Annotated in this window: 15 protein-coding genes and 3 pseudogenes; 7 read left to right on the top strand and 11 right to left on the bottom strand. The window is 60.9% G+C overall.

The annotated features are described in order from the left end of the window. From AC1DLB_RS03875 to AC1DLB_RS03845, 7 genes and pseudogenes are all read right to left on the bottom strand, one after another. Window positions 1–107 (bottom strand): annotated as a pseudogene (locus tag AC1DLB_RS03875) (nucleoside triphosphate pyrophosphohydrolase); the annotation flags it as partial. Between the two features lie 111 nt (window positions 108–218). Next, entirely contained in the window at window positions 219–2,462 is a 2,244-nt protein-coding gene (gene relA, locus AC1DLB_RS03870) for a GTP diphosphokinase (RefSeq protein ID WP_477784621.1), read from the bottom strand. A 121-nt stretch (window positions 2,463–2,583) separates the two neighbouring features. Further along, window positions 2,584–3,936 (bottom strand): 23S rRNA (uracil(1939)-C(5))-methyltransferase RlmD, encoded by a 1,353-nt coding sequence (rlmD, locus tag AC1DLB_RS03865; protein WP_477743498.1) that lies wholly within the window; start codon window positions 3,934–3,936, stop codon window positions 2,584–2,586. Beyond that, the gene (gene cysM, locus AC1DLB_RS03860) at window positions 3,936–4,838 is read right to left on the bottom strand and encodes a cysteine synthase CysM (protein WP_477743499.1); all 903 of its coding nucleotides are present in this window, start codon (window positions 4,836–4,838) and stop codon (window positions 3,936–3,938) included. The genes rlmD and cysM overlap by 1 nt, the downstream gene beginning before the upstream one ends. A gap of 104 nt (window positions 4,839–4,942) precedes the next feature. Next, a pseudogene (locus AC1DLB_RS03855) lies at window positions 4,943–5,722 on the bottom strand (PDDEXK nuclease domain-containing protein). A 145-nt stretch (window positions 5,723–5,867) separates the two neighbouring features. Then, window positions 5,868–6,584: pseudogene (locus tag AC1DLB_RS03850) on the bottom strand (sensor histidine kinase); the annotation flags it as partial. 13 nt (window positions 6,585–6,597) lie between these two features. Next, window positions 6,598–7,320 (bottom strand): response regulator transcription factor, encoded by a 723-nt coding sequence (locus AC1DLB_RS03845; RefSeq protein ID WP_018926295.1) that lies wholly within the window; start codon window positions 7,318–7,320, stop codon window positions 6,598–6,600. Between the two features lie 215 nt (window positions 7,321–7,535). Between AC1DLB_RS03845 and AC1DLB_RS03840 the strand changes: the two genes are divergently transcribed. Together AC1DLB_RS03840 and AC1DLB_RS03835 are read left to right on the top strand one after the other, a co-directional pair. Further along, complete coding sequence (locus tag AC1DLB_RS03840; protein ID WP_477784620.1) at window positions 7,536–10,286, top strand: response regulator; 2,751 nt, start codon at window positions 7,536–7,538, stop codon at window positions 10,284–10,286. Window positions 10,287–10,383: 97 nt separating this feature from the next. Beyond that, window positions 10,384–11,373 carry a 2-hydroxyacid dehydrogenase gene (locus AC1DLB_RS03835; protein WP_477743501.1) on the top strand — a complete coding sequence of 330 codons (990 nt, stop codon included), beginning with the start codon at window positions 10,384–10,386 and terminating at the stop codon, window positions 11,371–11,373. Between the two features lie 5 nt (window positions 11,374–11,378). On the opposite strand, the gene AC1DLB_RS03830 is transcribed toward AC1DLB_RS03835, so the two are convergent. Then, window positions 11,379–11,774: a hypothetical protein gene (locus AC1DLB_RS03830; protein ID WP_477743502.1), complete on the bottom strand. Its 396-nt coding sequence runs from the start codon at window positions 11,772–11,774 to the stop codon at window positions 11,379–11,381. A 134-nt stretch (window positions 11,775–11,908) separates the two neighbouring features. Between AC1DLB_RS03830 and AC1DLB_RS03825 the strand changes: the two genes are divergently transcribed. Then, the gene (locus AC1DLB_RS03825) at window positions 11,909–12,343 is read left to right on the top strand and encodes a hypothetical protein (RefSeq protein ID WP_018926299.1); all 435 of its coding nucleotides are present in this window, start codon (window positions 11,909–11,911) and stop codon (window positions 12,341–12,343) included. Further along, complete coding sequence (locus AC1DLB_RS03820; protein ID WP_007937547.1) at window positions 12,343–12,747, top strand: META domain-containing protein; 405 nt, start codon at window positions 12,343–12,345, stop codon at window positions 12,745–12,747. Before AC1DLB_RS03825 ends, AC1DLB_RS03820 begins: the two co-directional genes overlap by 1 nt. An 85-nt stretch (window positions 12,748–12,832) precedes the next feature. On the opposite strand, the gene AC1DLB_RS03815 is transcribed toward AC1DLB_RS03820, so the two are convergent. After that, window positions 12,833–13,300, bottom strand: coding sequence for a TlpA family protein disulfide reductase (locus AC1DLB_RS03815; protein WP_477743503.1), 468 nt, complete (start codon window positions 13,298–13,300; stop codon window positions 12,833–12,835). Window positions 13,301–13,414: 114 nt separating this feature from the next. Between AC1DLB_RS03815 and arsC the strand changes: the two genes are divergently transcribed. From arsC to AC1DLB_RS03800, 3 genes are read left to right on the top strand one after another with little or no spacing between them, the layout of a single operon-like run. Further along, window positions 13,415–13,768 (top strand): arsenate reductase (glutaredoxin), encoded by a 354-nt coding sequence (gene arsC, locus AC1DLB_RS03810; protein ID WP_018926301.1) that lies wholly within the window; start codon window positions 13,415–13,417, stop codon window positions 13,766–13,768. Next, entirely contained in the window at window positions 13,765–14,370 is a 606-nt protein-coding gene (gene wrbA, locus AC1DLB_RS03805) for an NAD(P)H:quinone oxidoreductase (protein WP_018926302.1), read from the top strand. The genes arsC and wrbA overlap by 4 nt, the downstream gene beginning before the upstream one ends. After that, a complete protein-coding gene (locus AC1DLB_RS03800) occupies window positions 14,363–14,788 on the top strand; it encodes a DUF2069 domain-containing protein (protein ID WP_064616505.1) in 426 nt (141 codons plus the stop codon). The genes wrbA and AC1DLB_RS03800 overlap by 8 nt, the downstream gene beginning before the upstream one ends. A gap of 51 nt (window positions 14,789–14,839) precedes the next feature. Here the strand turns inward: AC1DLB_RS03800 and AC1DLB_RS03795 are convergent, their stop codons facing one another. Together AC1DLB_RS03795 and ttcA are read right to left on the bottom strand one after the other, a co-directional pair. Beyond that, entirely contained in the window at window positions 14,840–15,514 is a 675-nt protein-coding gene (locus AC1DLB_RS03795) for a DNA-3-methyladenine glycosylase I (protein WP_007937540.1), read from the bottom strand. Between the two features lie 67 nt (window positions 15,515–15,581). Beyond that, window positions 15,582–16,406: a tRNA 2-thiocytidine(32) synthetase TtcA gene (gene ttcA, locus AC1DLB_RS03790; protein ID WP_007937538.1), complete on the bottom strand. Its 825-nt coding sequence runs from the start codon at window positions 16,404–16,406 to the stop codon at window positions 15,582–15,584. Between the last annotated feature and the right edge of the window lie 216 nt (window positions 16,407–16,622).

Here is a 16,622-nt window from a genome sequence, read left to right as displayed (position 1 = left end):
GTGTGCGGGACGATGGTGGCGTAGGTTTGCTTGATGTCCCACGGGCAGCCGTACTGCGGGTCGCGCAGACGGTTCATCAGGTGCAGCAGGTCTTCAAGTGAATACATCAATCAATCTCTGCGAGAACCTGTGGGAACCTGACTTGTCGGATCGCCGCACCGCCGCGATCCGACAAGCCAGCCCCACAAAAGCTTGGCGGCCACAAAAAAGTGAACGCCTTACGGTGTGCGGTTACGGCGGGTTTCGATGATGTTCGGCAACTGGGAGATCCGCCCCAGCAACCGCCCCAGCGCATCCAGCCCCGGAATCTCGATGGTCAGGGACATCAACGCAGTGTTGTCCTCTTTGTTCGAGCGGGTGTTGACCGCCAGCACGTTGATCCGCTCGTTGAGCAGCACCTGCGACACGTCACGCAGCAGACCGGAACGGTCGTAAGCGCGAATGATGATGTCCACCGGATAGGTGAGCACCGGCACCGGCCCCCAGCTGACCTGGATGATCCGCTCCGGCTCGCGCCCGGCCAGTTGCAGCACCGAGGCGCAGTCCTGACGGTGGATGCTCACGCCACGGCCCTGGGTGATGTAACCGACGATGGCGTCCCCCGGCAACGGCTGGCAGCAGCSGGCSATMTGGKKCATCAGGTTGCCGACGCCCTGGATCTGGATATCGCCGCGCTTGCCCGGTTTATAGCCGGTGGCTTTGCGCGGGATCAACTCCAGCTGTTCGTTGCCGCGTTCCGGCTCGACCAGTTGCTGCGCCAGGTTCACCAGTTGCGCCAGGCGCAAATCGCCTGCGCCCAACGCAGCGAACATGTCCTCGGCGGTCTTCATGTTGGCCTTTTCGGCCAACTTGTCGAAATCCACCTGCGGCAGGCCGAGGCGATTGAGTTCGCGCTCGATCAAGGTTTTACCGGCCGCAACGTTCTGATCGCGGGCTTGCAGCTTGAACCAGTGAACAATCTTCGCCCRCGCCCGTGACGTGGTGATGTAGCCCAGGTTCGGGTTCAGCCAGTCGCGGCTCGGAGTGCCGTGCTTGCTGGTGATGATCTCGACCTGTTCACCGGTTTGCAGGCTGTAGTTGAGCGGCACGATGCGCCCGTTGATCTTGGCGCCGCGGCAGTTGTGACCGATTTCGGTGTGCACGCGGTAAGCGAAGTCCAGCGGTGTCGCGCCCTTCGGCAAGTCGATGGCATGACCGTCGGGAGTGAAGATATAAACCCGGTCCGGCTCGATATCGACCCGCAGCTGTTCGGCAAGGCCGCCGATATCGCCCAGCTCTTCGTGCCACTCGAGAACCTGACGCAGCCAGGAGATTTTCTCTTCGTAGTGGTTCGAGCCGGACTTGACGTCGGTGCCCTTGTATCGCCAGTGCGCGCAAACCCCCAGCTCGGCTTCTTCGTGCATGGCGTGGGTGCGGATCTGCACTTCCAGCACCTTGCCTTCAGGGCCGATCACCGCGGTGTGCAGCGAGCGGTAGCCGTTCTCTTTCGGGTTGGCGATGTAGTCGTCGAACTCTTTCGGGATGTGCCGCCACAGGGTGTGGACGATGCCGAGCGCGGTGTAGCAGTCGCGCATTTCCGGCACCAGCACGCGAACGGCGCGCACGTCGTAGATCTGGCTGAACTCCAGACCCTTGCGCTGCATTTTGCGCCAGATCGAATAGATGTGTTTGGCCCGGCCGCTGATGTCAGCCTCGACGCCGGTGGCCTGCAACTCGTTCTTGAGCTGGGTCATCACATCGCTGATGAAGCGCTCGCGATCCAGCCGTCGCTCATGGAGCAACTTGGCGATCTGCTTGTACTGGTCGGGCTCAAGGTAACGGAAGGACAAGTCCTCCAGCTCCCACTTGATATGACCGATACCGAGGCGGTGAGCCAGCGGCGCGTAGATGTCGAAGACTTCACGGGCGACGCGGTTACGCTTCTCGTCATCGGCGGTTTTTACCGCACGGATCGCACAGGTGCGCTCGGCCAGTTTGATCAGCGCGACGCGCACGTCGTCGACCATGGCCACGAGCATCTTGCGCAGGTTTTCCACCTGGCCTTGGGTGCCCATCACCATGGATTTACGCGGACTCAGACTGTCGCTGATCGCCGCCATGCGTTGCACGCCGTCAATCAGTTTGGCGACCACCGGGCCGAAGCGCTGGCTGACCGCCGGCAACTGGATCTGGCCTTCGCGCACGCCGCGGTACAAGACTGCCGCGACCAACGAATCCTGATCGAGTTTGAGGTCGGCGAGAATCTCGGCGATCTCAAGGCCGGTGCGGAAACTCGAGGTCCCTTCGGACCACAGGTTTTTCGCCGCATTGGCTTGTTGTTCGGCCTCGCGAGCGAACTCGCAGGCTTCTTTCAAGGCTTTGCGATCCAGTGCCGTATCGATACTGACCGCGTGATCGAGCCAAGCCTCGAGATTGATACTGCCGTCAGTGTTGATCGGCTGGTGTGCTCTCACCTGTACCATCTTGCTTTACCTTCCCTACGACGCAGATTCAATGCGTCAAATCGCTGACCTTCATTGTCCGGGCGCCCCGCCGGGCTGATGCGTGGCGGCACGGACGGTCAGTCGGACCAGACGAGCCATCCTAGCTCGCTTCAAATAACGCCATGGCCTCGACATGCGCCGTTTGAGGAAACATATCGAGAATCCCGGCACGTTTTAACCGGTAGCCCTGCTTGATCAATTCGACCGTGTCGCGCGCCAGAGTTGCAGGGTTGCACGACACATAAACCAATCGTTCGGCACCCAGGGACGCAAGCTTGCGCACCACCTCGAAAGCACCGTCGCGAGGTGGGTCCAAGAGTACCGCACAAAAGCCTTCGCTGGCCCATTCGGCATCAGCCAAAGGCTGGGATAAATCGGCCTGAAAAAATTTCGCGTTATGCAAATTATTACTAGCGGCGTTCGCGGCGGCCCGCTCGACCATGGCCTGCACACCTTCCACCGCCACCACTTCACGAACGGTCCTGGCCAGCGGCAAGGCAAAGTTGCCCAACCCGCAGAACAGGTCCAGAACCCGCTCATCGGCTTTCGGCGCCAACCATTCCAGCGCCTGAGCGATCATCGCTTCGTTGACCCCGGCGTTGACCTGGATGAAATCTCCAGGCCGATACGCCAGATTCAAGTCCCACGGTTCAAGGCGATAGCCCAGGGCCTGATCGGCGTCGACCGGTTGCGGCTCGCCGTCGCCATGCAGCCACAACTGGGCCTCATGGAGCGCGCAGAATTCCTTGAGGATCGTCATATCGGCTTCGGACAACGGCGCCATGTGCCGCAGCAATACCGCCAATGACGAACCGCTGAACAATTCCACATGCCCCAGTGCCTGAGGTTTGCTCAAGCGCCGCAGCATATCCGGCAAGCAGGTCATGATCGGCTGCAAGGGCTGTACCAGCACCGGGCACTCGTTGATGGCAACGATGTCCTGGCTGCCGGCAGCGCGGAAACCGACTTCGAGTTTTTTCGCCTTCATGTCCCAACGCACCGCCACCCGGGCACGACGCCGGTAGCCGAATTCCGGACCGCTCAATGGCGCAGCCCACTCTTCGGGTTCGACGCCGGCAACCCTCGACAATTGCTCGGCGAGCATGCGCTGTTTCAGGGCGAGTTGTTCGTTGTGGGGCAGATGCTGCACGCTGCAACCACCGCAGCGACCGGCATGGGCGCACGGTGCCGGGCGGCGCAATTGGCTGGCCTGGAACACCCGCTCGGTACGCGCCTCGACCACTTTACCGTGGGCACCCAAGACCCGCGCCTCGACCTCTTCACCGGCCAAGGCGCCRATGACGAACCAGGTGCGACCTTCAAAAAATGCGATACCGCGACCGTCATTAACCAGGCGCTCGATGGTCAAACGCTGCTTTTTGCCGGTCGGGACTTGCGGGGCCTTGCTGCCGCCCGTGGGCTGAAAGCGCAGGCCTCTCTCTTGCTTGGCCATCAGTTGGCCGCGTCGAAAATGCCGGTCGACAGGTAACGGTCGCCACGGTCACAGATGATCGCGACAATCACCGCGTTTTCAACTTCTTTGGACAGGCGCAGCATCGCCGCCACGGCACCGCCCGAAGACACGCCGCAGAAAATGCCTTCTTCGCGCGCCAGACGACGGGTCACGTCCTCGGCCTCGCTTTGCGCCATGTCGACGATCCGGTCCACGCGATCAGCCTGATAAATCTTTGGCAGGTATTCCTGCGGCCAGCGGCGGATGCCCGGAATTGCCGAGCCTTCCATGGGTTGCAGACCGATGATCTGCACGTTCTCGTTCTGTTCTTTCAGGTAGCGCGAGACACCCATGATGGTGCCGGTGGTGCCCATCGAGCTGACGAAATGCGTGATGGTGCCCTGGGTCTGACGCCAGATTTCCGGACCGGTGGTGGTGTAGTGCGCCTCGGGGTTGTCACCGTTGGCGAACTGATCGAGCACCTTGCCACGGCCTTCGGCTTCCATTCGCTGGGCGAGGTCGCGCGCGCCTTCCATGCCTTCTTCCTGGCTGACCAGAATCAGCTCGGCGCCATAGGCCGTCATCGCGGCTTTACGCTCGGCGCTGGAGTTGTCCGGCATGATCAGGATCATCTTGTAACCCTTGATCGCGGCGGCCATGGCCAGGGCAATCCCGGTGTTACCCGAAGTCGCTTCGATCAGCGTGTCGCCGACGTGGATCTGCCCGCGCAATTCGGCGCGGGTGATCATCGACAGCGCCGGACGATCCTTGACCGAACCCGCCGGGTTGTTCCCTTCGAGCTTGAGCAAAAGCGTGTTGCTGGTGACGCCAGGCAGGCGCTGCAAACGGACCAGCGGAGTGTTGCCGACGCAATCGGCGATGGTTGGGTACTGCAAGGTCATGGCGTATTCGCAATCCGGACTGCGGGGGCGCCTATCATACCGGCAAACGTGCGCAGGCCATATCACGCAAAGTAAGGGGCTTATGGCTTATGGGAATAAGCAGTTCACTCCTCTTCTCCTTGTGCAATATTCAATGCATAAAACTCATGCAATTTGGCCTGCAGCAGCTGTTTGTCCGGAAGCTGGACCTGGTATTCAGCGATCAACGCTGGCGACAGGCTGCGGTTAAGGGCGTATTCGACCACTTCGTCATCCTTACTGGCGCAGAGCAACACACCGATGGCCGGGTTTTCGTGGGGTTTGCGCTCCTTGCGATCCAGCGCTTCCAAATAGAAACTCGAGCATGTAGGCGTCGCGGAATATCTCAAGCGCTGCCGGGTGGGCTTGTCTCAGCACTGCTGAGATTTTTGCTGGTTGGGTCACGCTTCGTTCAAACAGTGCGGTTTTGAACTGACGCTCTAGTTCGCGCTTCGACCATTTTCCTGAACTGCCAAACGCACGTAGAACTCCCGCTCTTCCGGCCGTTTACTCTGGCTGAAAATGATCAGGTTATGCGACCAGGACAATTGTCGCACCAGTGGTGCGACTTTCTCTTCAGCGTGATAAGTCTCATAGAACTGGCGCATGCGAAACAAGTTCGACCGGGTAAACCCGCGCAACCCCGGTTGAGTCTGAGCCAGATGCTCAGCCAGTTGGCTGACCACAGAATCGCCCCACTCAGCCTGTTCCAGCTTGCGGCTGATGTAAGCACCGACCTGCCAATACAGCTCGATCAACTGGGTATTCACCGCCTGCATGGCCTGCTGTTTGGCATTTTGAATCAGCGCAAGCACTTCATTGAAACGGTCGTCGTGTGCGTTGCCGGGGACGCTGGATGCATTCATACCGAACTCCTGGAGGACGAGGAAAAACGCGAGTCTATTCCGTCAAGTCAGGCTTAAGGTGTCGGCGATACCCTTTAAGAAAGGTCGTACAAAATAACGGGAACGCTCCGGCAAAATCAGCAAGCCTCTTCGCGGCCGGGGTTGATCACGCAATTTGTGGTCGACACATATCAATTGTGGGAGCGGGGGCGTCATCATTGTCGCCATGGAGATCAGCCAATAACAGCATATTCAGTCGTAAGCCCCGCCCTGCATTCTCCGCCCAAAGCCGCCCGCCCTGCCGCTGCACCGCATTCCTCGCAATGCTCAACCCCAATCCGAACCCACCATCCCCCGGCCGTGAACCGTCGAGCCGGATGAACGGCGAGAAGATTCGCTCAAGATCCTCGTCAGCCACCCCACCGCCCTCGTCCTCCAGCCACAGGTGCCAAAAGTCGCCATCACGCCGGCCATCGAACATCACGACACCGCCCTGCGGTGAATGACGAATGGCATTGCGCAGAATGTTTTCCAGCGCCTGGGCCAGGGTATTGAGATGGCCGCGCACCCAGCAGGAGGCATCCACCGCACAGTGCAACTGACTCGCCGGCCAGCTGCTTTCATAGCAAGCGTTTTCCGTGAGCATTTCCCACAAGGCCTGGACCTGGATCGCTTCATCGGGCAAAGACGTGCGCTCGGTGTCGAGCCAGGCCAGTTGCAGCGCATCCTCGACCAGGCGCTGCATGCCGTCGACTTCCCGGCTAATGCGCTCGCGCAATTGCTCCAGGTCCTGCTCACTTTCACAGGCCACCCGCAACCGGCTGAGCGGCGTGCGCAATTCGTGGGACAGATCGCGCAGCAATTGCTGTTGCAGGAGCACCGTGCGGCCCGGCGCGTCAGACCACTTCATCGACCGCACTCAATACGTACCCTTTGCCCCAAACCGTGCGCACTTCACGCTCGGTGTAACCGATGGCCTTGAGCTTGCGGCGAATCTGACTGATGTGCATGTCGAGGCTGCGGTCATGGGGCGCATAACCGCGCTGCAATACCTGCTGATAAAGGAACGCCTTGCTCAACACTTCATCGTCGTTGCGGTTCAGCGTGTCCAGCAAGCGGTACTCGCTGCGGGTCAGGCCGGCCGCGAGTTCACCACAAAAGACCTCGCCCAGTTCATCGTCAAAACGCAGGCAGTCCGTCGCAGGGGGCGTCGGTATCGGCGCTGGTCGACGGTCGAACGCCACCCGCCGCAGGATCGCTTCGATGCGCACCCGCAACTCGGCCATGCTGAAAGGCTTGGGCAGGTAATCGTCGGCCCCGAGGCGAAAACCACTGATGCGATCCGCCTCGGCACCCAGCGCCGACATCAGCACCACTGGCGTGGAATGGCTCTGGCGCAATTGGGTCAGCACCGCCAGGCCATCGAGCCCCGGCAACAGAATATCCATCAACACCACATCGAAGGCCTGCTGGCGCGCAATCGCCAGGCCTTCCTGCCCGTTCTGGCACCAGGTCACCTGAAAACCGCAGCGCCCCAGATGCTCATGAACATAAGCACCGAGCACTGGATCGTCTTCGATAGAGAGGATGCGAGGATGGCCAATCGCGATGGGAGTCATGAGTATCTGCAAATAATTCTCAATTGCTGATTATTCAAGATTGCCTCTCCAGGGGCAACCCAAGGTTTGTCTCCCAGGACCAAAGCATTGAACTGACCGACGAATGACGACATCAATTTGACGAAGATTGCCCGCATGCAAATCGCTACACTGCGCAGGTGGCGCGTGCCGGACGCATGTGCAGGTCAATAAACAGCTGGATGCAGGAGAGATGCGTGCTCAAGAAACTGGGAATTAAAGGCCGCGTGCTGTTACTGACCCTGTTGCCGACCACCCTGATGGCGTTGGTCCTGGGCGGCTATTTCACCTGGATGCAGCAATCGGACCTGCAAGCCCAGCTCATGCAACGCGGCGAAATGATCGCCGAACAGCTGGCACCGTTGGTGGCCCCGGCCATGGGTCGCAAAGACAACGAGCTGCTGGAGCGCATCGCCACCCAGTCCCTGGAACAGACCGACGTGCGCGCGGTGACCTTCCTCGCCCCCGACCGCACGCCGCTGGCCCATGCCGGCCCGACCATGCTCAATCAGGCGCCCCTGGGCAACGGTTCACAGTTGCTGCGCCGCAGTGGCAATGACGCCACGCGTTACCTGCTGCCGGTGTTCGGCAAGCACCGCAACCTGGCTGGTGACCTGATCCCCGATGAAGCCGACCGCCTGCTGGGCTGGGTCGAACTCGAACTGTCCCACAACGGCATGCTGCTGCGCGGCTACCGCAGCCTGTTCGCCAGCCTGCTGCTGATCGGCGGAGGCCTGGCCGGTGCGGCGCTGCTGGCGTTACGCATGGGCCGAACCATCAATCGGCCATTGAGCCAGATCAAACAGGCCGTGGCGCAACTCAAGGACGGTCACCTGGAAACCCGCCTGCCGCCCCTCGGCAGCCAGGAACTGGATGAACTGGCGTCCGGCATCAACCGCATGGCCGGGACGCTGYAGAACGCTCAGGAAGAATTGCAAAACAGCGTCGACCAGGCCACCGAAGACGTGCGTCAGAATCTGGAAACCATCGAAATACAGAACATCGAGCTGGACCTGGCGCGCAAGGAAGCCCTGGAGGCGAGCCGGATCAAGTCCGAGTTCCTGGCCAACATGAGCCATGAAATCCGCACGCCGCTCAACGGCATTCTCGGCTTCACGCACCTGCTGCAAAAAAGCGAACTGACGCCGCGCCAGCTCGATTACCTGGGCACCATCGAAAAGTCCGCCGACAGCCTGCTGGGGATCATCAACGAGATTCTCGATTTCTCGAAAATCGAGGCCGGCAAACTGGTGCTCGACCATATTCCGTTCAACCTGCGCGACCTGCTGCAAGACACCCTGAACATCCTCGCCCCGGCCGCCCACGCCAAAGAGCTTGAGCTGGTGAGCCTGGTTTATCGCGATACGCCACTGTCGCTGGTGGGCGATCCGTTGCGACTCAAGCAGATCCTCACCAACCTTGTGAGCAATGCGATCAAGTTCACCCGCGAAGGCACCATCGTCGCCCGGGCGATGCTCGAAGAAGAGCATGAAGACAGCGTGCAACTGCGCATCAGCATTCAGGACACCGGCATCGGTCTGTCGAACCAGGACGTGCGCGCCCTGTTCCAGGCCTTCAGCCAGGCCGATAACTCGCTCTCCCGACAACCCGGCGGCACCGGCCTCGGATTGGTGATTTCCAAACGGCTGATCGAACAAATGGGCGGCGAGATCGGCGTCGACAGCACGCCGGGCGAAGGCTCGGAATTCTGGATCAGCCTGAGCCTGCCCAAAACCCGCGACGACGCCGAAGACCTGCCCGGCCCACCGTTGCTCGGGCAGCGGGTGGCTGTCCTGGAAAACCATGAACTGGCCCGTCAGGCATTGCAGCATCAACTGGAAGACTGCGGCCTGAGCGTCACGCCGTTCAATACCCTGGAAAGCCTGGCCAATGGCGTGACCGGCGCTCACCAGACCGATCAGGCAATCGGCTTGGCGGTGCTCGGCATCACCAGCAACGACATGCCGCCGGAGYGCCTCAACCAGCACATCTGGGACCTTGAACACCTGGGCTGCAGAGTGTTGGTGCTGTGCCCGACCACCGAACTGACGCTGTTCCATCTCTCGGTGCCCAACCCCCACAGCCAGCTCCAGTCCAAACCCGCCTGCACCCGCAAGCTGCGTCGGGCCCTGTCTGATCTGGTCAACCCGCGCCAGCAGCGCAGCGACCCCGCCGAGCCCGTTTCCAGCCGCGCGCCGAAGGTCCTTTGCGTGGACGACAACCCGGCCAACCTGCTGCTGGTGCAAACCCTGCTCGAAGACATGGGCGCCAAGGTGCTCGCGGTAGAAAGCGGTTACGCCGCGGTCAAGGCCGTACAGAACGAGACTTTCGATCTGGTGTTGATGGACGTGCAAATGCCCGGCATGGATGGGCGCCAAAGCACCGAAGCCATTCGCCAATGGGAAAGCGAGCGGCATTGCACGCCACTGCCGGTCGTGGCCCTCACCGCCCATGCGATGGCCAATGAAAAACGCGCATTGCTGCAAAGCGGCATGGACGACTACCTGACCAAACCCATCAGCGAACGGCAACTGGCGCAAGTGGTGTTGAAATGGACGGGCCTGGCGCTGCGCAATCAGGGTCCGGAGCGTAATAGCGATAACAACAGCGGTCATGAACTGCAGGTGCTGGACCACGAAGAAGGCCTGCGCCTGGCGGCCGGCAAGGCCGATCTGGCGGCGGACATGCTGGCCATGCTGCTGGCCTCCCTGGAAGCCGACCGCGAGGCCATCCGCGTGGCCCGTGAAGCCAACGACCAGAACGCCCTGATCGAGCGGGTCCATCGCCTGCACGGGGCAACCCGTTATTGCGGCGTCCCGCAACTGCGCGCCGCCTGCCAGCGCAGCGAAACCCTGCTCAAGCAACAGGACCCGAAAGCCCCCGTCGCGCTGGAAGAACTCGAACGCGCCATCAATCGCCTCGCGGCCCATGCGCGCATCAATGCCTGATGCAGCGCAATAACGCAGGAAGGCCTGAACGCTAAGCTTAAACCCTATGGCAGCTGCCGAAGGCTGCTACGGGGTTTGAGACTTCCAGGAGGACAGCATGCGCACGATTCTTTTCAGCAGCCAGACCTACGACCGCGAGAGTTTTCTCGCCGCCGTCCTGCCTGCCGGCATCGAACTGCATTTCCAGCCGGCACGACTGAGCCTCGACACGGCGGCGCTGGCCGAGCATCACGAGGTGGTCTGCGCCTTCATCAACGATGACCTCAGCGCCCCGGTGCTTGAACGCCTGGCAGCAGGCGGCACACGCCTGATCGCCCTGCGCTCGGCCGGTTACAACCATGTCGACCTCGCGGCGGCGAAGCACCTGGGGCTGACGGTTGTGCGGGTCCCGGCGTACTCGCCCCACGCCGTGGCCGAACACGCGGTGGCGTTGATCCTGGCGCTCAACCGCCGTCTGCACCGCGCCTACAACCGTACCCGCGAGGGCGATTTCAGCCTGCACGGGTTGACCGGTTTCGACCTGGTGAACAAGACCGTCGGCGTGGTCGGCACCGGGCAGATCGGCGCGACCTTTGCGAAGATCATGCACGGCTTCGGCTGCCAATTGCTGGCCTATGATCCCTATCCGAACCCACAGGTCGAAGCCCTCGGCGCGCGCTACCTGAGCTTGCCGCAACTGCTGGCCGAGTCTCAGATCATCAGCCTGCATTGCCCGCTCAACGAGCAGAGCAAACATTTGATCAACCGCGAGTCACTGGCGCACATGCAGCCCGGCGCGATGTTGATCAACACCGGGCGTGGCGGTCTGGTGGACACGCCGGCGCTGATCGACGCATTGAAAAACGGCCAATTGGGCTATCTGGGACTCGATGTCTATGAAGAGGAGGCGCAGTTGTTCTTCGAGGACCGCTCCGACCTGCCACTGCAAGACGATGTGCTGGCGCGCCTGCTGACCTTTCCGAACGTGATCATCACCGCACACCAGGCCTTCCTCACTCGCGAAGCCCTGGGCGCGATTGCCGCGACAACTTTGCAGAACATCGCGGCCTGGGCGGCCGGTTCGCCACACAATCAGGTCGAGCGCTGAACGGCTCAGGCCTTGGACAAGAGGATCATCAGGCCCAGCCAGCCGAAGCCCAGCAAGCGCTGCCCCAGCGAATGCCCGCGACGCAGCAGGAACCAGACAAAAAACGGCGGCAGAAAGAAAATCATCAGTTTCAGCCAGAGTTCCACCGGACGCGGTCCATTGAGCACCGGTGCCGGGACCTCAGCCTGGATTTCGGTTTTTCGTTTACGCCCGAACGCAGCCGGGGTCACCCGAGGCACACTCTCATTGCTCGGCAAACGCCCGAAAGAAAGCGGTGCTTCCACAGGCGCTGCCGTCGAAGTGGCCGCTTGCACCGTTGCCGCAGGCGCACCGCAATGAATGCAAGCAGGCGCCGTGGAGCTGATGCTTTGCTTGCACTCGTAACATTCGATCAACGCCATTTCTGTTCCTTAGAGATGCAAAAGTGGCAGTTTGCCATGGATTAGCAGGCAATTTGAACCTGATCGAAGGTCACATGCCCACGCCATGCTGCGCTGATGCCCGTGCTAGCATATCGCGCATATTTGGAGGACCCATGGTCGAACACGATTTCCGCTACAGCCTGATGAACCCGCAACACACCCTCACCGAATGCCGCGCCCTGGTGCCGGGGCGTTATCAAGTCACCGGCAACGGTGGCTCGATTCGCAATAACGACGTGCTGGTAGTGACCCTCAAAGGCAGCAAGGACTTGTCCATGCGCCTGACCGTCGAAACGGTTCGCCACCTGATCAACCCGCCCGGCCAATGGGTCGCGGTGGCCAGTGGTCCGGTGTTCGGCGAACTGGCGATCCACACCTGGAAAGTCAACTGCGACAGCTGCGCCAAAGAGCTGAGCTTCGAGTTCGCGGTCGACGCCAAGCTGGGCAACAAGGCTGAAAAACCGGCCGCCACCGCACGGATTGCCGAGCTGGGCTGGACCGCAGCCGGCGAAAAACACCTGTGCCCGAAGTGCCAGGAGCCTGCGTGATGAAACGCCTTGCTCTGACCACGATGGTCGGTGCCAGCCTGCTGGGCTGCGCCGCCGAGCCGGTAAAGTTGCAACAGAACCGCAGTTACATTCTGGAGTGGATCGGCGAACGTCCGCTGATGGACTACAGCCACCTGACCATCACGCTCGGTGACGACGGTCGGGCCTACGGTAACGGCGGCTGCAACCACTGGTTCGCGCCGTATTCCCTGGAAGGTGAAAAGCTCAGCTTCGGCAAGATCGGCAGTACCCGCAAACTCTGCGCGCCGGCGTTGATGGAGCAGGAAAAACGCTTCCTGCAGGCGCTGGAAAACGTCCAGCGCTGGGACGTCTCACCGATTGACCAGATGCGCTTCTGGCCGGCCGAAGGCAAGCCATTGCGTTGGTGGCTTGAAGAGGGGTGATTGCCCCTCGTTTGTAGCCAAGTGACTTGTGGCGWGGGGGCAAGCCCCCTCGCCACAAAGCTCCCTCGCCACAGGCGGTGCTCGGTCAGTTGGTCGCCTGCAACGCCTCAAGCTTCGCCATCACCCCCGACGCCGTCTGCTCGCCCATCAACTGTTCCCGCACCTTGCCCTTGTTATCAATGATGTAAGTCACTGGCAGCGCCTCACTGCGCGGCAATTCGAAAAGGTCGGCCGGATCCTGGGCCAGCACGGTGAACTTGATCCCCAGTTTCTCACTGGCGCCTTTGAGCTCTTCGCCCTGCACATTGTCGAAGTTGACCCCGAACACGCCGATCTTCTTGCCCTGGAGCTGCTCGGCCAACACATTCAACTGTGGGATTTCGGTCCGGCACGGGCTGCACCACTCGGCCCAGTAATTGAGCACCAGCCATTGTTTATCCAGACGCTCGGCGGCGACCTTGTGACCATTCTGGTCGATGCCATAGTCGTTGCCACAGCCCCCCAGCAATAACGCCCCCATGATCGCCAATGCTGCTGCCAGTCGCCTTGTCATGTCTCAATCCTTGTCAAAAATAGAATGCACCTGCGACCCATCGCCTCCCAAGGTTCTGGATTACGCGCCGCACAGTTAGAATAGCCGCCACTTTACGCAAGAAGCGACCCGCACATGACCGATCTGACGCTTTATCACAACCCGCGCTGCTCGAAATCCCGCGGTGCGCTCGAACTCATCGAAGCCCGTGGCCTGACGCCAACGGTCGTCCGCTACCTGGAAACACCACTGGACGCCGCGCAAATCCAGAGCCTGTTGAGCAAACTCGGCATCAGCGCCCGGCAATTGCTGCGCACCGGCGAGGACGAGTACAAAACCCTCAACCTGGCCGACAGCAGCTTGAGCGAAGCGCAATTGATCGCCGCCATCGCCGCACACCCGAAACTCATGGAGCGGCCGATTCTCGAAGTCGGCGACAAAGCCATCATCGGCCGTCCGCCGGAGAATGTACTGGAGTTGCTGCCGTGAGCGCGCCGTACATTCTGGTGCTGTATTACAGCCGCAGCGGCTCGACCAATGAAATGGCCCGGCAGATTGCCCGCGGTGTCGAGCAGGCCGGCCTTGAAGCCAGGTTGCGCACGGTGCCGGCGATCTCCACTGAATGCGAAGCCGTGGCGCCGGACATTCCCGATGAAGGCGCGCTGTACGCCAGCCTCGACGATTTGAAGAACTGCGCCGGCCTGGCCCTGGGCAGCCCGACCCGCTTCGGCAACATGGCCGCACCGCTGAAATACTTCCTCGACGGCACCAGCAACCTGTGGCTGACCGGCGCCCTGGTGGGCAAACCGGCCGGAGTCTTCACCTCGACCGCCAGCCTGCACGGCGGCCAGGAAACCACACTGCTGTCGATGATGCTGCCGTTGCTGCACCACGGCATGTTGATCACCGGCCTGCCTTACAGTGAATCGGCGCTGCTGGAAACCCGTGGCGGCGGCACGCCTTACGGCGCCAGTCATCACGCTGGGGCCGATGGCAAAAGCGGTTTGAACGAACATGAAGTCGCATTGTGCCGTGCCTTGGGCCTGCGCCTGGCGAAGACTGCGCAGAAACTGGAGAGCCATCGTGGCTAAGAAGCCTAAGGTGTTGCCTGCCATCGAATGGCTCGAACCGCGTGTACGGGCGATGCGCGTCATCAGCCTGCTGTGCTTTTTCGGCCTGGCGGGGCTGCTTTGCGCCTACTACCTGGTGTTCGCCGACCTGCATGGCGCGCGGCCGTGGGTGATTCTGCTGATCGAACTGGTGCCGCTGCTGTTGCTGGCACCGGGAATGATCGTCGGCAGTGCCCGTGGGCATTCGTGGATGTGTTTTGTGGTGAATCTGTATTTCATCAAGGGCGCATTGGCCGCCTATGACCCGAACCGGCAGCTGTTCGGTTTGCTGGAGATGGGCGCGAGCCTGGCGGTGTTCTGCTCGGCGATGCTGTATGTGCGGTGGCGGTACCAGTTGAACCGCAAGTTGGCGGGGGAAGGCGAGATTTCCGTCGCCTGACGGCCCCCACCGTGATCATTCCCACGCTCTGCGTGGGAATGATCATCTTCGTCAGTGGTTAACGGTATACGCCAGCATCATCGAAATCTGGCTCATCGGCCGTCCACCACTCTCTTCGTGCCATTGGTTGAACGCATTCTGCACCGTGGCCAGGTCGCGCAAACTGCTCGGCACCTTGTCGATGATCTGCTGTGCATTCAGCGCTGCCACCACGTCGTAGCTCGGCACGAAGGTGTCCTTGCCGACCATCCGCAAGAATCGCGGTGCGGATAACCCGCCCAACTGATGGCCGTGTTTTTTCAGGTAGGTCCACAAGCCGACGATATCGGTTACCGGCCAGTCGGCGATCAACGCACCGAAACTACCCTTCTCATGGGCCACGTCCAGAATGAACTGCGCATTTCGCGGCACACTCTTGAGCTTGCCCAGGTGGCGGATGATTCGCGCGTCCTGCATCAAGCGCTCCAGATGTTCGGCGCTCATCAGCACGACTTTTTCCGGGTCGAACTTGAAGAACACTTCTTCGAACGCCGGCCACTTGGCATCCACCAGGCTGTGCTTGAGCCCGGCACGAAATACCCGCAACGCCATGGTCGAGAGGTAGCGGTCGTCGCTGATCTTGCGCAATTGCGCCGGGGTCTTGGGAACCGGCAGATGGGCTTCCAGTTCAGCCGCCGAACCGAAGCGGTTCAGACAGTATTCGTGCAGCCACTTGTAATCGCGCATGCCCTCTCCTACGGGATGAAATGAAAACGGCGCCCGCGAGCGCCGTGTGTCTGAGTGACTTGAACCGTCAGAGGTTCACTACGTTGACGAACCGCGATGCGGCGCTTTCGTCGATACGCAGGTTGGTGAAGTCGAACAGGTTGCGGTCCGCCAGTTGCGACGGGATCACGTTCTGCAGGCTGCGGAAAATGCTCTCGGTGCGGCCCGGGGTCTTGCGTTCCCACTCCTGCAGCATCTCTTTAACCACCTGGCGTTGCAGGTTTTCCTGGGAGCCGCAGAGATTGCACGGGATGATCGGGAATTGCTTGAGGTCCGAGTAGGCCTGGATGTCTTTTTCGTTGCAGTAGGCCAGCGGGCGAATCACCACGTTGCGCCCGTCGTCGGCGCGCAGCTTTGGCGGCATGGCCTTGAGCGAACCGTTGAAGAACATGTTCAGGAAGAACGTCTCGACGATGTCGTCACGATGGTGACCGAGGGCCATTTTGGTCGCGCCGATTTCGTCGGCAAAGGTGTATAGCGTGCCGCGACGCAGGCGCGAGCACAGCGAGCAAGTGGTCTTGCCTTCCGGGATCAGCTCCTTGACCACCGAGTAGGTGTCTTTCTCGACGATGTGGTACTCGATGCCCAGTTCTTTGAGGTAAGCCGGCAGCACGTGCTCGGGGAAGCCTGGCTGCTTCTGGTCCATGTTCACGGCGACGATCTCGAACTTGATCGGGGCGACTTTCTGCAAATGCATCAGCACGTCGAGCATGGTGTAGCTGTCCTTGCCACCGGACAGGCAGACCATGACCTTGTCGCCGTCTTCAATCATGTTGAAATCGGCAACAGCCTCACCGGCCTGGCGGCGCAGGCGCTTTTGCAGTTTGTTCTGGTTGACCGTAAGAGTGCCCATGACGCGAAATCCGTGAGGTGTGACGAAAGGCCGGCATTTTACGCAAAAACCCTGGCGGGGCGAAGCCTGCACTTATATGACTTGAGCATACCCCTGTGGCGAGGGAGCTTGCTCCCGCTCGGCTGCGCAGCAGTCGCAAAACCTGCCACCGCGGTTTGCCTGACACAACAGGGTGGACTGTTTTGGGGCCGCTTCGCGCCCCAGCGGGAGCAAGCT

Source organism: Pseudomonas sp. 05N434 (genome assembly GCF_056396965.1).
This window is presented reverse-complemented; position numbering and strand designations above follow the sequence as displayed.

What these genes read in the sequence shown, in the direction of transcription:
- cysM (WP_477743499.1), bottom strand. Translation starts at nt 4,838, where the DNA reads ATGACCTTGCAGTACCCAACCATCGCCGATTGCGTCGGCAACACTCCG.
- AC1DLB_RS03845 (WP_018926295.1), bottom strand. Translation starts at nt 7,320, where the DNA reads ATGACTCCCATCGCGATTGGCCATCCTCGCATCCTCTCTATCGAAGAC.
- AC1DLB_RS03835 (WP_477743501.1), top strand. Translation starts at nt 10,384, where the DNA reads ATGCGCACGATTCTTTTCAGCAGCCAGACCTACGACCGCGAGAGTTTT.
- AC1DLB_RS03830 (WP_477743502.1), bottom strand. Translation starts at nt 11,774, where the DNA reads ATGGCGTTGATCGAATGTTACGAGTGCAAGCAAAGCATCAGCTCCACG.
- AC1DLB_RS03825 (WP_018926299.1), top strand. Translation starts at nt 11,909, where the DNA reads ATGGTCGAACACGATTTCCGCTACAGCCTGATGAACCCGCAACACACC.
- AC1DLB_RS03820 (WP_007937547.1), top strand. Translation starts at nt 12,343, where the DNA reads ATGAAACGCCTTGCTCTGACCACGATGGTCGGTGCCAGCCTGCTGGGC.
- AC1DLB_RS03815 (WP_477743503.1), bottom strand. Translation starts at nt 13,300, where the DNA reads ATGACAAGGCGACTGGCAGCAGCATTGGCGATCATGGGGGCGTTATTG.
- arsC (WP_018926301.1), top strand. Translation starts at nt 13,415, where the DNA reads ATGACCGATCTGACGCTTTATCACAACCCGCGCTGCTCGAAATCCCGC.
- AC1DLB_RS03795 (WP_007937540.1), bottom strand. Translation starts at nt 15,514, where the DNA reads ATGCGCGATTACAAGTGGCTGCACGAATACTGTCTGAACCGCTTCGGT.
- ttcA (WP_007937538.1), bottom strand. Translation starts at nt 16,406, where the DNA reads ATGGGCACTCTTACGGTCAACCAGAACAAACTGCAAAAGCGCCTGCGC.